Below are 21,151 nucleotides of genomic sequence, written 5' to 3' on the forward strand. Positions count from 1 at the left end.
GCGCGGCGTGGTTCCACGTGGAACACCGGCCGCTCGGAACACCGGTTGACGGGGGTCGGGGTACACGTTCACCGATCCTTCCTTCTGCGCCGCGCGCCGTCACGGCCGCTCGCCTGGTCTTCGCGCTCCACGAGTACCACTGTCGTCGGCGGTTCGAGCACCTCGCCACCACAGGTGGTGACGCGGGCCCGGACGCCGCCGGCCCTGCGCACCGCCTCGGCGTCGCGGGCCAGTTCCTCCTCGGCGCTCTCGCCCTTGAGTGCCACCAGGCGGCCGCCGGGCCGCAGCAGCGGCAGGCACCACCGGGTGAGCCGGTCGAGCGGGGCCACCGCGCGGGCCGTCACGACGTCGCAGCCGGCCAGCCGGTCGAGCACCGGCCCCTCCTCGGCCCGTCCCCGGAGCACGGTGACGTCCAGACCGAGCACCCCGACGCACTCGGTCAGCCACGCCACCCGGCGGGCCATCGGTTCCAGGAGGGTGAGGTCGAGGTCCGGGCGCGCGATCGCCAGGGGAATTCCCGGCAGTCCCGCGCCCGAGCCCACGTCCACGACGCGGCTGCCCTCGGGGAACAGCTCCGCGATGACGGCCGAGTTGAGCAGGTGGCGCTCCCAGAGGCGGTCGACCTCGCGGGGACCGATCAGGCCGCGTTCGACGCCGTGCTCGGTGAGCAGGTCCGCGAAGGCGACGGCCTTCTCGTAGCGGTCGCCGAACACCCGCTTCGCACGGTCTTCCACCTCTTCGGCCATGACTCCGTCCGGGACGTTCCACGTGAAACCGCACGCGTCGTCGGTGCGGTTGATGGGGGTCGACCTCTCGTCGGCGGGCTGTGCGCCCGGCGAGATGTGCCGGTGCCCACTATGACGGATCACCCCGCCGACACGCCAAACGCCACGGCGAGTCCGACGCGTTTCACGTGAAACCCGCGAGCGAATCGCGTGTTCCACGTGAAACGTCCCCCGGTTTCACGTGGAACCGGCGATCCGGCCGTCGGCAGGGGAGGACCGCAGCAGGGCGAGGGCGTAGTGGACCGACTCGACCGGGTCGAGTTCCGGCACCTCGTCGAGCGGGAACCACGCGGCCTGGTCCGTCGAGCCGCCCACCTCGAAGGTGAGCTCGCCGCCGACCACGTGCGCCTCGTACATGATCCGGATGCGGTGGTAGTCGTACTCGACCTCGTTGTGCCGCAGCGGGCCGTGGACGTTCTGGATGCCCAGCAGCCGATCCACCGCCGCGTGGTAGCCGGTCTCCTCGAACACCTCCCGGATCACCGCGTCGTACGGGTCCTCGCCGTGGTCGAGCCCACCGCCGGGCAGGATCCACCGGGGTCCGGTCGGGCCGAGCCAGCGCGACAGCAGGATGCGGTCGTCGTCGATGATCACGGCGTAGGCGGCGACGCGGAGGCGGCTGATGATCTCGCTCATGCCGCGACCGTTTCACGTGAAACGCGAGGAGGGGAAGGGGGCTGCGGTGTACGCGATCCGGTCGGGGGCGCTGAGCACGATGGGGCACCCGCGCGATCTCCGGCACCCCAGCGGGCCGGCCGACTTCGAGGTGGCCGACTCCGGGCCGGCCGACTCCGGGTCTGGCGATTACGGCCTGGCGATTACGGCCTGGCGGCTCCGGGCCTGGCGGCTCCGGGCCTGGCGGCTCCGGGCCTGGCGGCTCCGGGCCTGGCGGCTCCGGGCCGGCCGGCTCCGGGGTGGCGGCTCCGGGCCGGCCGGCTCCGGGGTGGCGGCTCCGGGCCGGCCGGCTCCGGGGTGGCGGCTCCGGGGTGGCGACTCCGGGGTGGCGGCTCCGGGGTGGCGGCGGTCGTGTGCGCGCTGACGCCGGACGAGCCGGCGCGGCTGGACCTTGAGGTGCGGCGGTTGACCGACCCCGCGCTGCGGGGCGGGGAGGTGGCGGACGAGCGGTACCCGGTGATCGCGCGTTGACCCGCCGGCCCCGGGAGCACCACCGACAGGGGACGCGAAACCCCACCGGCAGGTGAAGCGCCGCTCGCGCCCCCCAACGCAAAAGGCCCCGGTTCCCGACCGGGAACCAGGGCCTTCCGCACGCGCGTCCGCCCGCTCAGGACTTCAGCAGCACCACCACGCGGCGCTGCGGCTCCTCGCCCTCGCTCTCGCTGTGCACGCCCGCCACCGCGGCGACGGCGTCGTGCACCACCTTGCGCTCGAACGGCGTCATCGGCTGCAACCGCACCTTCTCGCCGGTCGCCACCACCTTCTCGGCCGTGGTGCGCCCCAGCTCGGCCAGCTCGGCCCGGCGACCCGCGCGCCACCCGGCGATGTCCAGCATGAGCCGGCTGCGCACACCGGTCTCCTGCTGCACGGCCAGCCGGGTCAGCTCCTGCAACGACTCCAGCACGGTGCCGCGGGGACCGACCAGCTTCTCCAGGTCCTCACCGCCGTCGATGCTGACGACCGCCCGACCGGCCTCGACGTCGAGGTCGATGTCACCGTCGTAGTCGAGCAGGTCGAGCAGCCGCTCCAGGTAGTCCCCGGCGATGTCGCCCTCCTGGACGAGCAGGTCCTCCGAGTTCCCCGACCGCGCCGCCGGTGCTTGCCCGGCCTCCGGCGCGTCCACGTCGGCCGCCTGCAACGTCTCCGACACGATGTCTCCTCTCCAGGGTCAACGACGCTTCTTGTTGCCCTGCTTCTTGCCCGCGGATCGGCCTGGGCTCAGACCGGGAACTTCGGTGGACGGCTTGGCCGTCCCGGTGGACCCGCCCGGCGCGTCCGGCTTGGCCGGCGGCTCGGTGTCGGCCTGCTCGCCCGGCGGCTGCGGCTGCGGCTTGGCACCGGTCACCGGCTTGGCGCCCGGCTGCGGCTTGGCGCCGGGCTTCGGCTTCTGCCCCGGCTTGGGGGCGAGCGCCTGGCGCTGCGCGGTCGCCTCGACCTTCTTGGCCTCTTCCTCGCGGTCGATGCTGTGGTAGACCACGTACTGCTGGCCCAGCGTCCACGCGTTGTTGCTCAGCCAGTACAGCAGGATCGCGACGGGGAAGAACAGACCGCCGACCAGCACACCCAGCGGGAAGATGTAGAGCGTCAGCTTGTTCATGATGGCGGTCTGCGGGTTGTCCGCCGCCGCCTGCGTCTGCCGCGCCACCGAGTGCCGCGCGGTGAAGTGCGTGGCGATCGACGCGATGATCATCAACGGGATCGAGACCAGCATGACCGCGTTGCGCTCGGTCGCGAACTTCGCCAGCTCGTCGGCCGGCATCGTGATGAAGGTCGACAGGTTCGCGCCGAACAGCTTGGCCTCGACGAAGGACTTCACGCCGTCCGCGTCGAAGAAGTAGACCTCGCCCCAGCCGGGCCGGAACGAGCGCAGCACGTGGAACAGACCGATGAACACCGGGATCTGCACCAGCATCGGCAGGCAGCCGCCCAGCGGGTTCACGCCGTGCTCGGCCTGGAGCTTCTGCATCTCCTGGGCCTGGCGCTGCCGGTCGTTGCCGTACTTCTTCTTGATCTTCTGGAGCTCGGGCGCGAACTCCTGCATCTTCCGCATCGACCGCACCTGGCCGACGAACGGCTTGAACAGCAGGGCGCGCAGCGTGAAGACGAGGAACACCACGGCCAGCGCCCACGCGAACCCGCTCGACTCGCCGAAGACGTGGCCGAACACCCAGTGCCAACACCACAGGATGAAGGACACCGGGTAGTAGATGAAGTTGAGCACTAGCTACTCCTCGGCAGGAAGGTCGGGGACCGCGTCCCGCTTGGGCGGAACCGGGTCCAGGCCACCAGGGTGCCAGGGGCCGCAGCGGCCCAGTCGGCGCAGGGTCAACCAGGAACCGCGCAGCGCACCGTGGACGGTCAACGCCTCCACCGCGTACGTGCTGCAACTGGGGTGGAAACGGCAGGTCGGAGGCAGCGCGGGCGAGATGAACTTCCGGTAGAAGCGCACCGGGAGCAGCAGGGCCCGCGCCGCGGGGCCCGCCTGGGAGGTCGTCATCGCAGCACCTTGCGCAGCGCCGCGTCGAGGTCGCGGCCGAGCTCGGCGCTGTCCGCGTCGGCCGACGGTGCCAACGCGCGGACCACCAGCGAAGTTCCGGGCGGCAGGGAGTTCAGCCGATCGCGCACCACGTGGCGCAGCCGGCGGCTGACCCGGTGCCGCACCACGGAGTTGCCCACGGCCTTGCTCACGACGAAGCCCACCTTGGAGGCTTCCAAGGTGGGCTGCGCCGACGTGGCCGTGCTCGCCGTGGCCTCGACCGGTGTCAGGACGTGCACCACCAGCCGGGACCGGCCGGCCCGGCGGCCCCGGCGGACCACCAGGCCGAAGTCCTGGCTGCGGGTCAGCCGGTTGGCCGCGGGAAGCACGGCGCTGCGGCGATCAGGCGGACAGCTGCTTGCGGCCCTTGCTGCGGCGCGCGGCCAGGATGGCGCGACCGGCACGGGTGCGCATGCGCAGCCGGAAGCCGTGGGTCTTGGCACGGCGGCGGTTGTTGGGCTGGAAGGTGCGCTTACCCTTGCTCACGGTCGGACTCCCGGTGCTTAACTGCCAAGCAGGTCTGTGGTCGTCCCCTACCTGATCTTCGAGGCGCGCGAAGCAGCGCTCCGCGCGAGAGGGAGACGTTACGAGGGTACGCAGGCCACCGGGCCCGGTCCAAATCGGGGTCACCCCCGGGGACGCGGCGCCGCCGGGGCGGAGGGCGGCCGGGACCCGAACCGGCACGTAAAACGCTTGCGCCGCAGTGCGTCTTGTGGCAGGGGCGGCACCCTTGTTAGCGTGCTGCCTTCGCTGGGAGGTGCGGGCCGGCGCGAAGGCCACCGCACACCACCAAGGTGCTCGGGAAGCAACGGGGGGAGCCGCTGCGCTCCGACGCGCGTTCGTGCACAGTTGTGGATAACTCTGTGGATGCCTCTATTCTCCGTGTCCACGTCGTGGAAGTCCCGGGGGACTGACCGCGGAGCAGTCATCGAGGGGAGGGGAGCGCGGAGGTGTCCGACCACCAGACCGACCTGGGTCTCGTGTGGGAACAGGTCGTGCAGGAGTTGGCCGCCAGCACGCTGTCCCCCCAGCAACGCGCCTGGATGCGCGTGACCAGACCGATCGGGCTGCTCGACGGCACCGCGCTGCTGGCCGCGCCGAGCGACTTCGCCAAGGAGGCGATCGAGCGCGCGCTGCGCGAGCCCATCACCGCCGCCCTGTCCCGCCGCCTCGGGCGGGCCGTGTCGCTGGCGGTGAAGGTCGACTCGCCGGAGCCGCTGACCGCGCCGATCCCCGTGCACACCCCGTCCCGCCTGTCCGGCGTGGTGCCGGGGATCAGGCCCGGCCTGAGCGCGGTGCCGGGCCTGGGCGCGGTGCCCGGTCCGCCCGTGAAGCCCGGACCGGCGCCCCTCGCGGTCGGCGCCCCGCTGGTCGGCGTGCCGTCGACCGCCGAGGGCGAGGCCGACGGCGAGCAGGAGGGCGAGGGCGAGGAGGTCGACGAGCAGGCCGAGGCGTTGGCCGCGGCCAACGAGATCTGGCCCACGTTCGGCGGCGGCCACCCGGCGGCGCCGAGCGGCACCCCCTACACCCGGCCCGCCAACCCGGTGGCCTCGCAGACCCGGCTGAACGAGAAGTACAACTTCGACACCTTCGTCATCGGCGCGTCCAACCGCTTCGCCCACGCGGCGGCGGTGGCCGTGGCCGAGGCGCCCGCCCGCGCGTACAACCCGCTGTTCATCTGGGGCGAGTCCGGGCTGGGCAAGACGCACCTGCTGCACGCCGTCGGGCACTACGCGCAGCGGCTGTTCCCCGGCATGCGCGTGCGGTACGTGTCGACGGAGGAGTTCACCAACGACTTCATCAACTCCCTGCGCGACGACCGCAAGGTCGCCTTCCAGCGCCGCTACCGGGACATCGACGTGCTCCTGGTCGACGACATCCAGTTCCTGGAGGGCAAGGAAGGCACGCAGGAGGAGTTCTTCCACACGTTCAACACGCTGCACAACTCCAACAAGCAGATCGTGGTGTCCTCCGACCGGCCGCCGAAGCGGCTGGAGACCCTGGAGGACCGGCTGCGCACCCGGTTCGAGTGGGGCCTGATCACCGACATCCAGCCGCCCGAGCTGGAGACCCGGATCGCGATCCTGCGCAAGAAGGCCGCCCAGGACCGGCTCGCCGCGCCCGCCGAGGTGCTGGAGTTCATCGCCGCGCGCATAGAGCGCAACATCCGGGAGCTGGAGGGCGCGCTGATCCGGGTCACGGCGTTCGCCTCCCTCAACCGGCAGCCGGTGGACGTGCAGCTGGCCGAGATAGTGCTCCGCGACCTGATCCCGGACTCGCACGCGCCGGAGATCACCGCGCCGACGATCATGGCGGTCACCGCCGAGTTCTTCAGCGTGAGCATCGACGACCTGTGCGGGCCGGGCAAGACCAAGGTGCTGGCGCAGGCGCGGCAGATCTCCATGTACCTGTGCCGGGAGCTGACGGACCTGTCGCTGCCGAAGATCGGCCAGACGTTCGGCGGCCGCGACCACACGACGGTCATGCACGCGGACAAGAAGATCCGCAAGGAGATGGCCGAGCGGCGGCGCGTGTACGAGCAGGTGCAGGAGCTGACCTCGCGCATCAAGCAGCGGGCGCGCCACACCCCCTGACGCGGGTCCCCGCCCCCTGAGCCCGACTGAGCCCGCCGGCGACGGCGGGCTCTTCGCTCGTGAGCGCTCCTCTTGTTGGGCACCTCCCGCACCGGCGCGGCCCCCACGCCCGCTGCCCAGGCCGAGTTTTGCCACCCGACCTCCCGGCAAGCCACCCCGCCCGCGCCCTGCCCACACCCACGCGCCCCCCTGCCCACGCCCCCCTGCCCACGCCCCACGCCCTCTGCCCACGGGCGTGGGCCGCGCCCCTGGCCCGTGCCCGCGCCGTGCCTCCGCCATGCCCGCGCCGTGCCTCCGCCTCGCCCGTGCCATGCCGTGCCTCGCCTCCGCCGCGCCCGCGCCCGCGGCACTGCCCCCGGCTCATGCCCCCGCCTGTGCCCCCGCCGCGTCGCCACCCCCACCCCCACCCCCGCGTCCGCCGTCCGCGTCCGCGCCGCCGCACCCGCCCGCGTCATCGCCCGCCCCCGAGCCCCGGGCACTCCGCCGCCTCCCACCCCACCCCGCCCACCGCCGCGCGCACCCGGCGAACCTCCCCGCACCCGGGCGCCGTCGCCCCCGGGTGCCGCCCGCCGCACCCGGGGAACCGCCGGCCCGCACCCGGGGGCGCGCGGAACCGACCGCCGGCGCGCCGCCGCACCCGGGTGCGGGCGCCTGAACCCCCTCCCGACGCCCGCCGCACCCGGGTGATCCGGGCGTTCGCGGGCCGATCCGGCGAGACCACCCGATCGAGCCCGACCGGCCCACCGGGCAACTCCCTCGAGTCCGTCGCCCCAGGTCGGCACCCGGGGCCGGGGCCGCCACCAGCGCGGGAACCAGCGGGTTCGAGTTGTCCACAGGGCTGGTGGTGGGTACCGACGGGCGAGATCCGCGCCACGATCACCCTGTGCAGCACCCGGGGAGAACTCGGCCCACACCCGGGGATGAACCCGGGGACAACTCGGCCTTCCTGTGGACCGAACGGAGCACCTCCGTAGTTCTCCCCGGGGACACCGACTTGTCCCCGGGTGACCACCCGTGTTCGTCCACACCTCCAAGTGGGCGACGAGCAGGCAGAACAGAGGTTGTCCACACAATCCACAGCCCCTACTGCTGTTGCTGTTGTCTTCCCTTGAAGGAGAGAGCAAAAGAAAAACAGGCCCCGGGGACACCGCCTCCGCCCCGGGGCGGACCCGAGATGACGAACGACGCCTCGACGCTCTACGGTGGGACCTCCGCACCGAGGGTCGGACCGGTTCGGCACCGACCCGAGAGGGACGCGGCTCCCAAACCCCCACCGCAACGCACTCTGTTGCCGCTCATGCCGACCTGAGGAAGGACGCCCCATGAAGATCCGCGTCGAGCGGGACGGGCTGGCCGACGCCGTCGCCTGGGTCGCCCGCAGCCTGCCGTCACGGCCGCCTGTGCCGGTGCTCGGTGGCGTGCTGCTCGACGCCGGCGCGGAGGACGGCTCGGGGGACGCGCTGACCGTCTCCGGGTTCGACTACGAGGTGTCCGCGCAGTGCGGTGTCCCGGCCACCATCGCCGACGGGGGCAAGGCGCTCGTGTCCGGTCGGCTCCTGGCCGACATCACCAAGGCGCTGCCGAACCACCCGGTGGAGATCGCGGTGGACGGCTCGCGGATGACGATCTCGTGCGGCAGCGCCCGCTTCTCCCTGCCGACCATGCCGGTCGAGGACTACCCCCAGCTGCCGACCATGCCCCAGCTCGCGGGCGAGCTGCCGGGCGAGGTGTTCGGCGAGGCGGTCACCCAGGTCGCGGTCGCGGCGGGCAAGGACGACACGCTGCCGATGCTCACCGGCGTCCGCCTGGAGATCGGCGAGGGCAAGCTGACCCTGGTCGCCACCGACCGCTTCCGGCTGGCCATGCGCGAGTTCCCCTGGGAGCCGAACGAGACGCTGGGCGAGGTCTCCGTCCTGGTCCCGGCCAAGACGCTCAACGACGCCGCGAAGACGCTGGGCGCGTCCGGCGCGAAGGTGGAGCTGTCGCTGGGCAACGACGGGCTGCTGGGTCTGTCCGGCGCGACCCGCCGCACCACCACCCGGCTGCTCGACGCCGACTTCCCCAAGTACCGCCAGCTGCTGCCCACCGAGCACTCGGCCGCCGCCGTGATCGGGGTCGACGCGCTGGTGCAGGCGATCAAGCGCGTGTCGCTGGTCGCCGAGCGCGGCACGCAGGTCCGGCTGGAGTTCGTGGACGCGGGCCTGCGCCTGTCCGCGGGCGGCGACGACGAGGGCAGCGCCGAGGAGGAGCTGCCGGTCGAGTACACCGGCGACCCCGTGACCATCGCGTTCAACCCCTCCTACCTGCTGGAGGGCCTCCAGGCGGTGCGCACCCCGCGGGCGCACTTGTCCTTCACCACACCCAGTCGCCCCGCGCTCCTCAAGCCGGTGGACGAAGATGGGAACGTGGCGCCCGGCTACCTCTACCTGCTGATGCCCGTGCGCCTGCCCGGCTGACCACCACACAGACGTAGGGGAGACAACGACCGTGCAGCTCGGACTCGTGGGCCTCGGCAAGATGGGCTTCAACATGCGCGAGCGGATCCGCCGCGCCGGGCACGAGGTCGTCGGCTACGACCGCAACCCCGAAGTCACCGACGCCGACTCGCTCGCCGACATGGTCGGCAGGCTCAGCGCGCCGCGCGTGGTGTGGGTCATGGTGCCCGCCGGTGACATCACCCGGCAGACCATCGCCGACCTCGGCGACCTGCTGGAGGCGGGCGACCTGGTGATCGACGGCGGCAACTCGCGGTTCACCGACGACAAGCACAACGCCGAGGCGCTCGGCGCCAAGGGCATCGGCTACCTGGACTGCGGCGTGTCCGGTGGCGTGTGGGGCCTGGAGAACGGCTACGGCCTGATGGTCGGCGGTGAGCCCGAGCACGTGGAGCGGGCCGTGCCGATCTTCGACGCGCTGCGCCCCGAGGGTCCCCGCGAGCAGGGCTTCGCGCACGCGGGCCCGGTCGGCGCGGGCCACTTCGCGAAGATGGTGCACAACGGCATCGAGTACGGCCTGATGCAGGCGTACGCGGAGGGCTTCGAGCTGCTGGAGGCGTCCGAGCTGGTGCAGGACGTGCCGGCCACGATCAAGGCGTGGCAGCGCGGCACGGTCGTGCGCTCCTGGCTGCTGGACCTGCTGGTCCGGGCGCTGGAGTCCGACCCGGAGCTGGACGACCTGCGCGGTCACGTCGAGGACTCCGGCGAGGGCCGGTGGACGGTGGAGGAGGCGATCAACCACGCGGTGCCCGCGCCGGTGATCTCGGCCGCGCTGTTCGCCCGGTTCGCGTCGCGCCAGGACGACTCGCCCGCGATGCGGGCCGTGGCGGCGCTGCGCAACCAGTTCGGCGGGCACTCCGTGCAGGTCGCCGGCCCCTCCTCCGGTTCCGGCTCCACCCAGGGCTGACCCGTTGTACGTCCGGCACCTCCAGGTCACCGACTTCAGGTCCTGGGAGCACGCGGACCTGGCGTTCGAGCCGGGCGTGAGCGTGCTGGTCGGGCGCAACGGCCAGGGCAAGACGAACCTGGTCGAGGCGTTGGGCTACGTGGCCACCCTGGGTTCGCACCGGGTGGCCACGGACGCGCCGCTGGTCCGGCACGGCGCGTCCCGCGCGGTGGTGCGGACGGCGGTGGTCAACGAGGGGCGCGAGCTGCTGGTCGAGCTGGAGGTCACGCCGGGGCGTGCCAACCGGGCGCGGATCAACCGCGGCCCGGTGCCGCGCCCGCGCGACGTGCTGGGGATCCTGCGCACGGTGCTGTTCGCGCCGGAGGACCTGGCGCTGGTGCGCGGCGACCCCGGTGAGCGGCGGCGGTTCCTGGACGAGCTGCTGACCAGCCGGGCACCGCGCTACGCCGGGGTGCGCGGCGACTACGAGCGGGTGCTCAAGCAGCGGGGCGCGCTGCTCAAGAGCATGCGCGCGGCGCGCGGCGCGGACGGCAGCACGCTGGACGTGTGGGACGGGCACCTGGCCCGGCACGGCGCGGAGCTGCTGGCCGCGCGGCTGGCGCTGGTGGCGGACATCGGCCCGCACGTGGCCGCGGCCTACGCGGAGGTGGCGCCGGAGTCGCGGCCCGCGCGGATCACCTACCGGTCGAGCCTGGGGGAGGCGTTCCCCGGCACCCACGACCGGGACGTGCTGGAGGACGCGCTGCTGGCGGAGCTGCACCGGGTGCGGTCGCAGGAGGTGGAGCGGGGCGTCTGCCTGGTCGGGCCGCACCGCGACGACCTGGAGCTGGTGCTCGGCGACCTGCCCGCGAAGGGCTACGCGAGCCACGGCGAGTCGTGGTCGTTCGCGCTGGCGCTGCGGCTGGGCGGGTACGAGCTGCTGCGCGCCGAGGGCGCCGAGCCGGTGCTGGTGCTGGACGACGTGTTCGCCGAGCTGGACCGCGGCCGGCGGCGGCAGCTGGCGAAGGTGGCCGCCGCGGCGGAGCAGGTGTTCATCACCGCGGCGGTCGAGGAGGATGTGCCCGAGGAGCTGGAGGGCATCCGCTTCGTCGTCGGACACGGGGAGGTGCATCGTGCCTGACGATGTCACCCGAATGGATGTGAGTGGGTACACATCTGGGGACAAACCTGTGGATGGTGTGGATAACTCTGACGTGGAATCGGACATATCCACAGGCTCCGTCCCTCAAGAGGGTGGATTGACGGGGTCCGACCTGGCCCGCGCGGCCCTGGAGGCCGCCCGCGCCTCCGCCAAGGAGCGCGGCGTGCGCGGCGTCCGCAAGGGCACCCGGAACCCCGCCGCCCGGCGCCGGCGCCGCTGGTCGGGTGCCGGGCCGGACGACCGCGACCCCCAGCCGCTGGGCCGGCTGGCGTCCCGGCTCGCCTCCGACCGCGGCTGGGCCGAGCGGCTCGCCGCCGGCCAGGTGTTCGGCCGGTGGGCCAAGCTCGTCGGCGAGGACGTCGCCGAGCACGCCCGACCGGTGGCCTTCGAGGACGGCGAGCTGACCGTCCAGGCCGACTCCACCGCGTGGGCCACCCAGTTGCGGCTGCTCCAGCGCGAGCTGCTCAAGCGCATCGCCGCGGGTGTCGGCGACGGCGTGGTGAAGAAGCTGAAGGTGCAGGGCCCGGCGGCGCCCAACTGGCGCTTCGGCCCCAGGCACGTGCCCGGCCGCGGACCACGTGACACCTACGGGTGACCGCCGCCGGGGCCGCAGCGGCGATCCTGTGGCGCGGTGAGCGCTCACCAGCCGATTTTCACCCCACCGCCCGCCGGTCCGCCTCCCGGGCGTCCGGTTCGGGCCCTCTGTGAGGAAGCCAGGGGTGTCCTCGACGCGTTTTTGTCGGCCCTCCCCGGTAGAATCAAGGGGTAGCGCAAGCACTGCGTTCGCCCCGGCGACGGTCTTAAGTCGCTTTGAAGTCTTGAGGAGACACCAGGCCCGTGGCAGCCAAGAATGAGTACAGCGCGTCCTCGATCACCGTCCTTGAGGGCTTGGAAGCAGTCCGCAAGCGACCCGGCATGTACATCGGCTCGACCGGCGAGCGCGGTCTGCACCACCTGATCCAGGAGGTCGTGGACAACTCCGTCGACGAGGCGATGGCCGGCTACGCGAGCGTGGTCGGCGTGACGCTGCTGGCCAACGGCGGCGTCCGGGTCATCGACGACGGTCGCGGCATCCCGATCGACATGCACCCCGTCGAGAAGCGGCCCACGCTGGAGGTCGTGCTCACCACGCTGCACGCCGGCGGCAAGTTCGACAGCGACTCCTACGCGGTGTCCGGCGGCCTGCACGGCGTCGGCATCTCGGTGGTGAACGCGCTGTCCACCGCCGTCGACGTCGAGGTCAAGCGCCAGGGTTTCACGTGGAACCAGCGCTTCGAGGGCACCAAGCCCGCGCACGAGCTGACCCGGGGCGAGCCGACCGACGAGACCGGCACCGCGATCACCTTCTGGGCGGACCCGGGGATCTTCGAGACCACCGAGTTCAACATCGAGACGATCTCCCGCCGCCTCCAGGAGATGGCCTTCCTCAACAAGGGCCTGACGATCATCCTGCGCGACGAGCGCGTGCAGGAGTCCGACGAGGAGGCCGACGCCGAGGGCCACGTGGTGGCCGTGCGCGAGCGCACCTTCCACTACCCGGGTGGCCTGGAGGACTTCGTCCGCCACATCAACCACACCCGCGAGCCCGTCCACCAGAAGGTGGTCGCGTTCGAGGCCAAGGGCGAGGACCTCGAGGTCGAGGTCGCGATGCAGTGGAACACCGGCTACACGCCGTCGGTCTACACCTTCGCCAACACCATCAACACCCACGAGGGCGGCACCCACGAGGAGGGCTTCCGCGCCGCGCTGACCCGCGTGGTCAACGAGTACGCGCGCGAGAAGAAGCTGCTCAAGGAGAAGGACTCCAACCTCACCGGCGACGACATCCGCGAGGGCCTGGCCGCGATCATCTCGGTCAAGCTCAAGGAGCCCCAGTTCGAGGGCCAGACCAAGACCAAGCTGGGCAACAGCGAGGCCAAGTCGTTCGTGCAGAAGTCGACCAACGAGCACCTGGCCGACTGGTTCGAGCGCCACCCGAACGAGGCCAGGACCATCGTCACCAAGGCGGTGTCCTCGGCGCAGGCCCGCATCGCCGCCCGCAAGGCCCGCGAGCTCGTCCGCCGCAAGGGCGCCCTCGACATCGGCGGCCTGCCCGGCAAGCTCAAGGACTGCCGCTCCACCGACCCGGAGAAGTGCGAGATCTACATCGTGGAGGGCGACTCCGCGGGCGGCTCGGCCAAGGAGGGGCGCGACTCGGAGTTCCAGGCGATCCTGCCCATCCGCGGCAAGATCATCAACGTGGAGAAGGCGCGCATCGACCGCGTCCTCAAGAACACCGAGGTCCAGTCGCTGATCACCGCGTTCGGCACCGGCATCCACGAGGACTTCGACGTCTCCAAGCTGCGCTACCACAAGATCGTGCTGATGGCCGACGCCGACGTCGACGGCCAGCACATCCGCACCCTGCTGCTCACCCTGCTGTTCCGCTTCATGCGCCCCCTCATCGAGCACGGCCACGTCTACCTCGCCTCGCCGCCGCTCTACAAGATCAAGTGGCAGCGGCAGGAGCCGGAGTACGCCTACTCCGACCGCGAGCGCGACGGCCTGATCCAGCAGGGCCTCGCCGCCGGCAAGCGGATCGGCAAGGACGACAACATCCAGCGCTACAAGGGCCTGGGCGAGATGAACGCCTCCGAGCTGTGGGAGACGACCATGGACCCGGCCAACCGGGTGCTGCGCCAGGTGACCATGGACGACGCGGCGACCGCCGACGAGCTGTTCAGCGTGCTCATGGGCGAGGACGTGGAGGCACGCCGCTCGTTCATCACCCGCAACGCCAAGGGCGTGCGGTTCCTCGACGTCTGACCACCTCCCCGGCCGCCCTGAAGGAAGAAGAACTGTGAGCGAGACGACGTTGCCCCCGGCCGGTGGAGACCGCACCGAGCCGGTCGACATCCAGCACGAGATGCAGAACTCGTACATCGACTACGCGATGAGCGTGATCGTCGGCCGGGCCCTGCCCGACGTGCGCGACGGCCTCAAGCCCGTGCACGTGCGCGTGCTGTACTCGATGTTCGACTCCGGCTTCCGCCCCGAGCGCTCGTACAACAAGTGCGCCCGCGTCGTCGGCGACGTGATGGGCAACTACCACCCGCACGGCGACTCCGCGATCTACGACGCGCTGGTCCGCCTCGCCCAGCCGTGGGCGCTGCGCTACCCGCTGATCGACGGCCAGGGCAACTTCGGCTCGCAGGGCAACGACCCGGCAGCCGCGATGCGATACTGCGTGTCACCGGACACCCGGGTCCGGTTGGCGGACGGTTCGACCCCGCGCATCGGCGACATCGTGCCCGGTGCCCAGCCGAACAGCGACAACCCGATCGACCTCAAGGTGCTCGACCGCAACGGCAACCCGGTGCGCGCCGACATGCTGTTCCACTCCGGTGAGCACCCGACGCTGACGCTGCGCACCCGCAACGGCTACGAGCTGACCGGCACCCGCAACCACCCGGTGCTGTGCCTGGTCGGCGTCCTCGGCGTGCCGACCCTGCTGTGGAAGCTGCTGGAGGAGATCCAGCCCGGCGACCGCGTGGTCATGCAGCGCACCCCCCGCGACGGCGACGGGTCGCCTGCGGCGGAGGACCTCGCGGCGGCCGTCCTGGCCGGCGCCTTCGTCAGCGAGGGCTTCGTCTCCCAGGACCGCGCCGGCTTCAACAACGTCGACCAGGAGTACTTCCGGCGCGTGGTCGAGGCGTACGACACGGTGGTCGGCGGCCCCCGGTACGTGTACTCGCGCACCATCAAGTCCGGCTCGGTGCTGCACGAACTCGACGTCCAGAACCTGGTTCGGCTCCGGGGGAGCGTGCTGGGCGGGATGGTGGGGCAGCGCAGCGCCGCCAAGCACGTGCCCGACTTCGTGTGGGGTGGCGGCGAGTCGATCAAGCGAGCCTTCCTGGCCTCGCTGTTCACCGGTGACGGCTCGGCCTCGGCCCTGCCGCGCAACACCGTGCAGGTCTCGTACTCCACGCGCAGCGCGCGGCTCGCCCGCGAGGTCCAGCAGCTGCTGCTGGAGTTCGGCGTGGTCAGCACGCTGGTGAACTACGACAACGGCGAGATCAAGGTCATCATCACCAACCGGCGCGACGCGCGGCTGTTCGCCCGCAACGTGGGCTTCCTCGGCGTGAAGCAGGAGAAGCTGGACGCGGTCCTGGACGCGGTCCCGGTGGCGAGCCGCGCCATGAGCAGTGACCACGTGCCGTTCGTGGGCGACTACATCCGGGCCCACGGCGCGAGCCGGTGGACCGAGCGCGACTGGCTGCGGCGCCACAACGTGGACCGCGTGGAGCGGTGGGAGCGCGACTACGACGAGATCACCGCGCGGATCACCGACCGCGAGGTGCTGGACGTGGTCGAGCCGCTGGTGGACGGCCGGTTCTACTACGCCCCGGTCGAGTCGGTGACCGACGCGGGTGTCCAGCCGGTGTTCAGCCTGCGGGTCGACACCGAGGACCACGCGTTCATCACCGACGGCTTCGTCAGCCACAACACCGAGTGCCGGCTCACGCCGCTGGCCATGCAGATGCTGGCCGACATCGAGGAAGACACCGTCGACTTCCGCGACAACTACGACGGCCGCATCCAGGAGCCGACGGTCCTGCCGTCGCGCATCCCGAACCTGCTGATCAACGGCAGCTCCGGCATCGCGGTCGGCATGGCGACCAACATCCCGCCGCACAACCTGCGCGAGGTCGCGGACGGCGTGGTGTGGGCGCTGGACAACCCCGAGGCGTCCGACGAGGAGACGCTGGAGGCGCTGATCGAGCGGATCAAGGGCCCCGACTTCCCGACCTACGGTCAGATCCTGGGCAACTCGGGCATCGACGACGCCTACCGCACGGGTCGCGGCTCGGTGAAGATGCGCGCGGTCGTGGACGTGGACGAGGACACCAAGGGGCGGACGATCCTGGTCGTCTCCGAGCTGCCCTACCAGGTGAACCCGGACAACCTGGTGGAGAACATCGCCACCCTGGTCCGGGACCAGAAGCTGACCGGCATCTCGAACATCGCGGACGAGTCGAACCGCCGCATCGGCATGCGCATCGTGATCACGCTCAAGCGCGACGCGGTGGCCAAGGTGGTGCTGAACAACCTCTACAAGCACACCCAGCTCCAGTACTCGTTCGGCGTGAACATGCTGTCCCTGGTCGACGGCGTGCCGCGCACGCTGCGGCTGGACCAGATGATCCGGCACTACGTGAAGCACCAGATCGAGGTCATCGTCCGGCGCACGCGGTTCCGGCTGCGCAAGGCCGAGGAGCGGGCCCACGTGCTGCGCGGCCTGGTCAAGGCGCTCGACCAGCTCGACGAGGTGATCGCGCTGATCCGCCGGTCGCCCACGCCGGAGGCGGCGCGCACCGGGCTGGTGGAGCTGCTGGACGTCGACGACATCCAGGCCAACGCGATCCTGGAGATGCAGCTGCGGCGCCTGGCCGCGATGGAGCGGCAGAAGATCGTCGACCAGCTGGTCGAGATCGAGGCCGAGATCGCGGACCTGAAGGACATCCTCGACAAGCCGGAGCGGCAGCGCTCGATCGTGCGCGCGGAGCTGCTGGCGATCGTGGAGAAGCACGGTGACGACCGGCGCACCAAGATCGTGCCGTTCGACGGCGACGTGTCGCTGGAGGACCTGATCGCGGTCGAGGACGTCGTCGTGACGATCACCCGCACGGGGTACGCGAAGCGGACGAAGACCGACCTGTACCGCTCGCAGAAGCGCGGCGGCAAGGGGGTGCAGGGCGCGCAGCTGAAGCAGGACGACATCGTGCAGCACTTCTTCGTGTGCTCGACGCACGACTGGATCCTGTTCTTCACGAACAAGGGGCGGGTGTACCGGGCCAAGGCGTACGAGCTGCCCGAGGCCAACCGCAACGCGCGCGGCCAGCACGTGGCCAACCTCCTGGCGTTCCAGCCGGAGGAGGAGATCGCCCAGGTCATCCAGATCAAGAACTACCAGGTGGCGCCCTACCTGGTGCTGGCGACGAAGAAGGGCCTGGTGAAGAAGTCGAAGCTGTCGGACTTCGACTCGAACCGGTCCGGTGGTCTGATCGGCATCAACCTGCGCGACGACGACGAGCTGGTGGGCGCGGTGATGTGCTCGGCCGACGACGACCTCCAGCTGATCTCGGCGGACGGCCAGTCGATCCGGTTCCACGCGAGCGACGAGGCGCTGCGGCCGATGGGGCGGGCGACCTCGGGTGTGCTGGGGATGCGCTTCAACAGCGGTGACGAGCTGCTGTCGATGGGTGTCGTCCAAGAGGGTCGGTTTGTTTTGGTGGCGACCGACGGCGGGTACGCCAAGCGCACGCCGATCGAGGACTACCCCGTTCAGGGTCGTGGTGGGAAGGGTGTGCTCACCATCCAGCACGACCGCAGGCGTGGGAGGCTTGTGGGCGCGCTCATCGTCGACGTCGACGACGAGCTGTATGCGATCACCTCTTCGGGCGGGGTCATCAGGACCAGCGCGAAGGAGGTGCGCAAGGCGGGCCGGCAGACGAAGGGCGTCCGGTTGATGAACCTGGGTGAGGGAACCACCCTGATCGCGGTGGCGCGCAACGCGGACGAGCCCACCGACGTCACCACTGGTGACGACGGTCCGGTGCTCGGTTCCACCGAGGGTGACCAGGCCGAACCCGCCAACTAGCGCGCGCGAACGAGAGGTTGAGGACTGCTCGTGACTCCACCCGAGAAGCAAGAGGACAAAACCGCGGTGATCACCCGTCCGGATGACGGGTCGACACCGGCGGACGGCGGCGAGAAGCCGGCGGCCGACGCCTCGGGGGCGTCCGAGCAGCCCGCCCCGGTCGGGGACGCCGGGGAGAAGGCCGGTGGGAAGGACGACCACCACACGGCCGCGCCGCCGCCGTGGCAGCGGGTGACGAGCGAGAACCAGTACGGCGAGGCGCAGCAGGTGGGGCCCGCGGACCTGGTGGCCGGTGCGGACGACCAGCCGACGGTGTCGGTGCGGTTGCCGGGGGGCTCGGGGTCGCAGCCCGCGTACCCGGCGACGGACCCGGACACGGTGTCCGTGGCGCGGCCGGTGGCGCCCGGTGCGGCGGCGCCGCGCACCCAGGTGAACCTGGGCGGGGCGAGCGGTCGGCCGCAGGCGCCGGCCTCGTCGGCGCGCCGGCCGGGTCGGGGGCCGCGGCGGGCGAGCCTCCAGGTGAAGCGGGTGGACCCGTGGTCGGTGCTGAAGCTGGCGCTGGTGCTGAGCGTGGCGCTGTTCTTCGTGTGGCTGGTGGCGGTCGGCGTGCTGTACGGCGTGCTGAACGGCATGGGCGTGTGGGACAAGATCAACAACACGGCGAACGACCTGCTCCAGGGCAACGAGCCCAGCGGTGACCCGTTGATCAGTGCCGGGCGCGTGTTCGGCGTGGCGGCGATCGTGGGCGCGGTGAACATCGTGCTGCTCACGGCCCTGGCGACGGTCGGTTCGTTCGTCTACAACGTGTCCGCCGACCTGGCCGGCGGACTGGAGGTCACCCTCTCCGAACGGGAGTGACCCCCGTTTTGGAGCCGCGACGGGAGGTGCGGTAAGGTTCTCGTCGTTGCTCCAAGGGCCTATAGCTCAGACGGTTAGAGCGCTTCGCTGATAACGAAGAGGTCGGAGGTTCGAGTCCTCCTAGGCCCACAGGAAGTGTCAGGCATGCAGAGGGGAATCGCCGTGAAGAAGATCATCGCGCTTGTTGCGGTTGCCGGTGCGGTCTTGTTCTTCGTCAAGCGGACCCGCTCGGCCAAGGCTGACGCGGACCTGTGGCGCGAGGCCACCGCTCCCACCAACTGACCCGCGAGGGCGGTCGATCTGCCGCCCCTCGTGAGGGGGACGTAGCTCAATTGGCAGAGCACCGCCTTTGCAAGGCGGGGGTTAGGGGTTCGATTCCCCTCGTCTCCACTCGCTCTGGGCGAGGTGTGTCCGCGGACTGCGCGGACCCGCCTCGCTCGTCGTGTTTGCGGGGGTGCAACCCCCGCACCCCGCCCGGGAGGGCTTCGCCCCCCGGACCCCCCGACGTGGGTCGGCTTTGCACCCTCGCTTCGCTTTGGGTGTATGTGGCTTGGGTCGTTTGGTGGGTGAGGGGGATCACGTGGGTTCGTCGTGTTTTACTGGAGGTGACCCCGGTTCTCCTCCCACTCCTTGGACGCTCGGGTGGTGGGTGCGGACGGGGTGAGGGCCCGCACCCAATGCCGCTGGGTGCGGGCCCTCGTCTTGTCGTGCCTCTGCTTATGCGTTCGCGCCCACGAGCGTTGCCTGTTCCTGCCTGCGCCCGGCGATCACGTTGTCGACGGCCCAGGAGCCGGGACCGGTGAACGCCAGCAGGAGGAACACCCACGAGTACACGGCGGCCAGCTCACCCTTGTTCTGGATGGGCAGGAGCCCGGCGGGCTGGTGCACCACGAAGTACGCGTAGGCCATGGCGCCCGAAGCGATCAGCGCGGCGACCCTGGTGCCGAGGCCGATGACGATCAGCGCGCCACCGACGAACTCGATCAACGCGGCCGGACCGGACGGCCAGTCGAGGATCGACACGGCACCCTTGGACCCCAGCACGCCGAACAACTTTTGGGCTCCGTGGCACATGAACAACACGCCGACGACGATCCGGAAGACGGCGATGGCGTGGTCGCGACCGCGGTCAAGAAGAACGTTCATGCGAACTCAGTCCTTCACAGCAGGGGCGGCCGGCAGGGTATTCACACGCTAACCAGGATAACGGTGCGTGCCTAGGTGGTCACCCTGTCGATTCCATTAGGGCCCATCTGGTTGACTTGCGGCCCTATGAACCGACTGCTGCTCACCATCCTGCCGTCCCTGCTGGTCCTCGGCGCGGTCGCCGCCTGCGGCACGGACGAGCCCGCGGCCGCGCCGACCACCACGAGCACCGCGTCGACCAGCGCGAACGCGCCCGCGGGCCCGCCGCCCGCGCCGGAGCCGGCCGTCGACGGCCAGTGCCCCTACCTGGGGTCCTCCTTCGTGCAGGAGGCGAACGGGCAGCTGGTGCGGAAGGTGCGGTTGTCCGCCGACCAACCCAACCCGGCGTGCTTCTTCTACGCGAACGCGACCGAGGTGCAGCTGTCGGTCTGGGTGTTCGAGGGCGAACCGGGGGCGGCGGAGGCCGTGGTCGACCGCGCCGCGCCGGTGTCGGACTCCAACCCCGCGACGGAACCCGCCGGCTGGGAGGGCGGGTCGCTCACGAACGACGGGGGAGCGGTCTACGCGGTGGCCAAGGGCGGCAGCGCGGTGGTCGTGACCAGCAACCAGAAGCAGACGATCAAGGCGCGCGAGGTCGTCAAGCAGGTCGTGGCGAACCTCGGCCTCTAGGCACGGCTCCGCGCCCGCCCCGTGGTGGGACGGGCGCGAGGACCGCGGTCGGTCAGCTGCGGCTGTGGTCGGTGACCTGGCCGTTGCGGCTCGCGTGCGGCTGCACGGGCTCGGCGGGGGTGGCCTTGGTGGTGTCGGTCGTGGGCTCCACGACCTCCTCCTCCAGGTGCACCTCCTCCGGGCGCTTGGTCAGGGCGAGGTAGCCCGCCACCGCGGCGGCGGCCAGCACGCCCAGCACCCACGGCCAGCGGCGCCGCTTGGGCGCGTTGGCCGCGGCCAGCTCCCTGCGCGCCTGCTCGGCGGCCTTGCGCACGTCCTTCGCGCGCACCTTGGCCTCCTTGCGGGCCCGCTCGGTCGCCTTGGCGAGGTCCTTGCGGACGACCTTGGCGCGCTTGGCGAGCTGCTTGCGGCTGCGGCGGGTCGACTTCTCGACCTCCTCCGCCTTCTCCACCAGCACACCGGCCTTGTCGACGACGACACCGCGGACGTAGTCCCGGGTCACCCCGTGCTCGGCCAGCTTGCCCTCGGCGCGCTCGGCGAGTTGGACGGCAGCGCCCGCACCGGCATGACCTGCGCGGACGGCGTTGCGTCGCACCGCGCGCACCGCCTTGCCGACCGACTCCCCGGCTCGCTCCCCTGCCCGGGTCATGGCGTCCACCTCATCCATATCGCGCTCCAGAAGCTGTCGGTCAGTTCCCGCTTGAG

General features: G+C 71.2%; 19 protein-coding genes, 2 tRNA genes and 1 pseudogene. 13 read left to right on the top strand and 9 right to left on the bottom strand.

The annotated features are described in order from the left end of the window. Window positions 1-68: 68 nt before the first annotated feature. Together rsmG and Q5530_RS04030 are read right to left on the bottom strand one after the other, a co-directional pair. Complete coding sequence (gene rsmG, locus Q5530_RS04025) at window positions 69-746, bottom strand: 16S rRNA (guanine(527)-N(7))-methyltransferase RsmG (protein WP_380639440.1); 678 nt, start codon at window positions 744-746, stop codon at window positions 69-71. A gap of 216 nt (window positions 747-962) precedes the next feature. Beyond that, the gene (locus Q5530_RS04030) at window positions 963-1,421 is read right to left on the bottom strand and encodes an NUDIX hydrolase (protein WP_415360785.1); all 459 of its coding nucleotides are present in this window, start codon (window positions 1,419-1,421) and stop codon (window positions 963-965) included. A gap of 378 nt (window positions 1,422-1,799) precedes the next feature. Here Q5530_RS04030 and Q5530_RS04035 point away from each other — a divergent pair, with 378 nt between their 5' ends. Beyond that, a complete protein-coding gene (locus tag Q5530_RS04035) occupies window positions 1,800-1,931 on the top strand; it encodes a hypothetical protein (RefSeq protein ID WP_415360787.1) in 132 nt (43 codons plus the stop codon). 136 nt (window positions 1,932-2,067) lie between these two features. On the opposite strand, the gene Q5530_RS04040 is transcribed toward Q5530_RS04035, so the two are convergent. Genes Q5530_RS04040 through rpmH form a run of 5 tightly spaced genes read right to left on the bottom strand, consistent with a single transcriptional unit; the run spans window position 2,068 to window position 4,482 of the window. After that, window positions 2,068-2,610, bottom strand: coding sequence for a protein jag (locus tag Q5530_RS04040; protein WP_380639436.1), 543 nt, complete (start codon window positions 2,608-2,610; stop codon window positions 2,068-2,070). 18 nt (window positions 2,611-2,628) lie between these two features. Then, window positions 2,629-3,681 (bottom strand): membrane protein insertase YidC, encoded by a 1,053-nt coding sequence (yidC, locus tag Q5530_RS04045; protein ID WP_415360789.1) that lies wholly within the window; start codon window positions 3,679-3,681, stop codon window positions 2,629-2,631. Between the two features lie 3 nt (window positions 3,682-3,684). Beyond that, window positions 3,685-3,957: a membrane protein insertion efficiency factor YidD gene (yidD, locus tag Q5530_RS04050; RefSeq protein WP_380639432.1), complete on the bottom strand. Its 273-nt coding sequence runs from the start codon at window positions 3,955-3,957 to the stop codon at window positions 3,685-3,687. Further along, window positions 3,954-4,325 (bottom strand): ribonuclease P protein component, encoded by a 372-nt coding sequence (rnpA, locus tag Q5530_RS04055; RefSeq protein ID WP_415360791.1) that lies wholly within the window; start codon window positions 4,323-4,325, stop codon window positions 3,954-3,956. The genes yidD and rnpA overlap by 4 nt, the downstream gene beginning before the upstream one ends. Before the next feature lie 13 nt (window positions 4,326-4,338). Next, window positions 4,339-4,482: a 50S ribosomal protein L34 gene (rpmH, locus tag Q5530_RS04060; RefSeq protein WP_033428178.1), complete on the bottom strand. Its 144-nt coding sequence runs from the start codon at window positions 4,480-4,482 to the stop codon at window positions 4,339-4,341. A gap of 464 nt (window positions 4,483-4,946) precedes the next feature. Between rpmH and dnaA the strand changes: the two genes are divergently transcribed. The 11 genes and pseudogenes from dnaA (at window position 4,947) to Q5530_RS04115 (ending at window position 19,021) form a co-directional block, all read left to right on the top strand. Beyond that, on the top strand, window positions 4,947-6,590 hold the full coding sequence (dnaA, locus tag Q5530_RS04065) for a chromosomal replication initiator protein DnaA (RefSeq protein ID WP_415360792.1): 1,644 nt from the start codon (window positions 4,947-4,949) through the stop codon (window positions 6,588-6,590). A gap of 1,322 nt (window positions 6,591-7,912) precedes the next feature. After that, window positions 7,913-9,046 (top strand): DNA polymerase III subunit beta, encoded by a 1,134-nt coding sequence (dnaN, locus tag Q5530_RS04070; RefSeq protein ID WP_415360793.1) that lies wholly within the window; start codon window positions 7,913-7,915, stop codon window positions 9,044-9,046. A gap of 31 nt (window positions 9,047-9,077) precedes the next feature. Then, the gene (gene gnd, locus Q5530_RS04075; protein WP_415360794.1) at window positions 9,078-9,992 is read left to right on the top strand and encodes a phosphogluconate dehydrogenase (NAD(+)-dependent, decarboxylating); all 915 of its coding nucleotides are present in this window, start codon (window positions 9,078-9,080) and stop codon (window positions 9,990-9,992) included. Between the two features lie 4 nt (window positions 9,993-9,996). Beyond that, a complete protein-coding gene (recF, locus tag Q5530_RS04080) occupies window positions 9,997-11,112 on the top strand; it encodes a DNA replication/repair protein RecF (protein WP_415360795.1) in 1,116 nt (371 codons plus the stop codon). 118 nt (window positions 11,113-11,230) lie between these two features. Beyond that, window positions 11,231-11,728, top strand: a complete 498-nt coding sequence (locus Q5530_RS04085; RefSeq protein WP_380639422.1) for a DUF721 domain-containing protein — start codon at window positions 11,231-11,233, stop codon at window positions 11,726-11,728. A gap of 242 nt (window positions 11,729-11,970) precedes the next feature. Continuing rightward, window positions 11,971-13,938: a DNA topoisomerase (ATP-hydrolyzing) subunit B gene (gene gyrB, locus Q5530_RS04090; RefSeq protein ID WP_415360797.1), complete on the top strand. Its 1,968-nt coding sequence runs from the start codon at window positions 11,971-11,973 to the stop codon at window positions 13,936-13,938. A gap of 34 nt (window positions 13,939-13,972) precedes the next feature. Beyond that, on the top strand, window positions 13,973-17,773 hold the full coding sequence (gyrA, locus tag Q5530_RS04095) for an intein-containing DNA gyrase subunit A (RefSeq protein WP_415360798.1): 3,801 nt from the start codon (window positions 13,973-13,975) through the stop codon (window positions 17,771-17,773). Between the two features lie 30 nt (window positions 17,774-17,803). After that, window positions 17,804-18,631 carry a DUF3566 domain-containing protein gene (locus Q5530_RS04100; protein ID WP_415360799.1) on the top strand — a complete coding sequence of 276 codons (828 nt, stop codon included), beginning with the start codon at window positions 17,804-17,806 and terminating at the stop codon, window positions 18,629-18,631. Between the two features lie 55 nt (window positions 18,632-18,686). Further along, window positions 18,687-18,760 (top strand) — tRNA-Ile (locus Q5530_RS04105). A 33-nt stretch (window positions 18,761-18,793) separates the two neighbouring features. Continuing rightward, window positions 18,794-18,907, top strand: a pseudogene (locus tag Q5530_RS04110) (DLW-39 family protein); the annotation flags it as partial. Between the two features lie 41 nt (window positions 18,908-18,948). Then, a tRNA-Ala gene (locus tag Q5530_RS04115) sits at window positions 18,949-19,021 on the top strand. A gap of 327 nt (window positions 19,022-19,348) precedes the next feature. Here Q5530_RS04115 and Q5530_RS04120 read toward each other — a convergent pair. Next, the gene (locus Q5530_RS04120) at window positions 19,349-19,777 is read right to left on the bottom strand and encodes a DoxX family protein (protein ID WP_380639414.1); all 429 of its coding nucleotides are present in this window, start codon (window positions 19,775-19,777) and stop codon (window positions 19,349-19,351) included. Window positions 19,778-19,903: 126 nt separating this feature from the next. Between Q5530_RS04120 and Q5530_RS04125 the strand changes: the two genes are divergently transcribed. After that, on the top strand, window positions 19,904-20,446 hold the full coding sequence (locus Q5530_RS04125) for a DUF2020 domain-containing protein (RefSeq protein ID WP_415360801.1): 543 nt from the start codon (window positions 19,904-19,906) through the stop codon (window positions 20,444-20,446). Between the two features lie 52 nt (window positions 20,447-20,498). Here Q5530_RS04125 and Q5530_RS04130 read toward each other — a convergent pair whose 3' ends face one another. Continuing rightward, entirely contained in the window at window positions 20,499-21,095 is a 597-nt protein-coding gene (locus Q5530_RS04130) for a hypothetical protein (protein WP_415360802.1), read from the bottom strand. Window positions 21,096-21,151 lie beyond the last annotated feature (56 nt).

Source organism: Saccharothrix sp. BKS2 (assembly GCF_047689505.1).
GTDB classification, from domain to species: domain Bacteria; phylum Actinomycetota; class Actinomycetes; order Mycobacteriales; family Pseudonocardiaceae; genus Actinosynnema; species Actinosynnema lopnurensis.

Coding starts and splice junctions, on each gene's coding strand:
- rsmG (WP_380639440.1), bottom strand. CDS start 746: ATGGCCGAAGAGGTGGAAGACCGTGCGAAGCGGGTGTTCGGCGACCGC.
- Q5530_RS04030 (WP_415360785.1), bottom strand. CDS start 1,421: ATGAGCGAGATCATCAGCCGCCTCCGCGTCGCCGCCTACGCCGTGATC.
- yidD (WP_380639432.1), bottom strand. CDS start 3,957: ATGACGACCTCCCAGGCGGGCCCCGCGGCGCGGGCCCTGCTGCTCCCG.
- dnaN (WP_415360793.1), top strand. CDS start 7,913: ATGAAGATCCGCGTCGAGCGGGACGGGCTGGCCGACGCCGTCGCCTGG.
- Q5530_RS04120 (WP_380639414.1), bottom strand. CDS start 19,777: ATGAACGTTCTTCTTGACCGCGGTCGCGACCACGCCATCGCCGTCTTC.
- Q5530_RS04125 (WP_415360801.1), top strand. CDS start 19,904: ATGAACCGACTGCTGCTCACCATCCTGCCGTCCCTGCTGGTCCTCGGC.
- Q5530_RS04130 (WP_415360802.1), bottom strand. CDS start 21,095: ATGACCCGGGCAGGGGAGCGAGCCGGGGAGTCGGTCGGCAAGGCGGTG.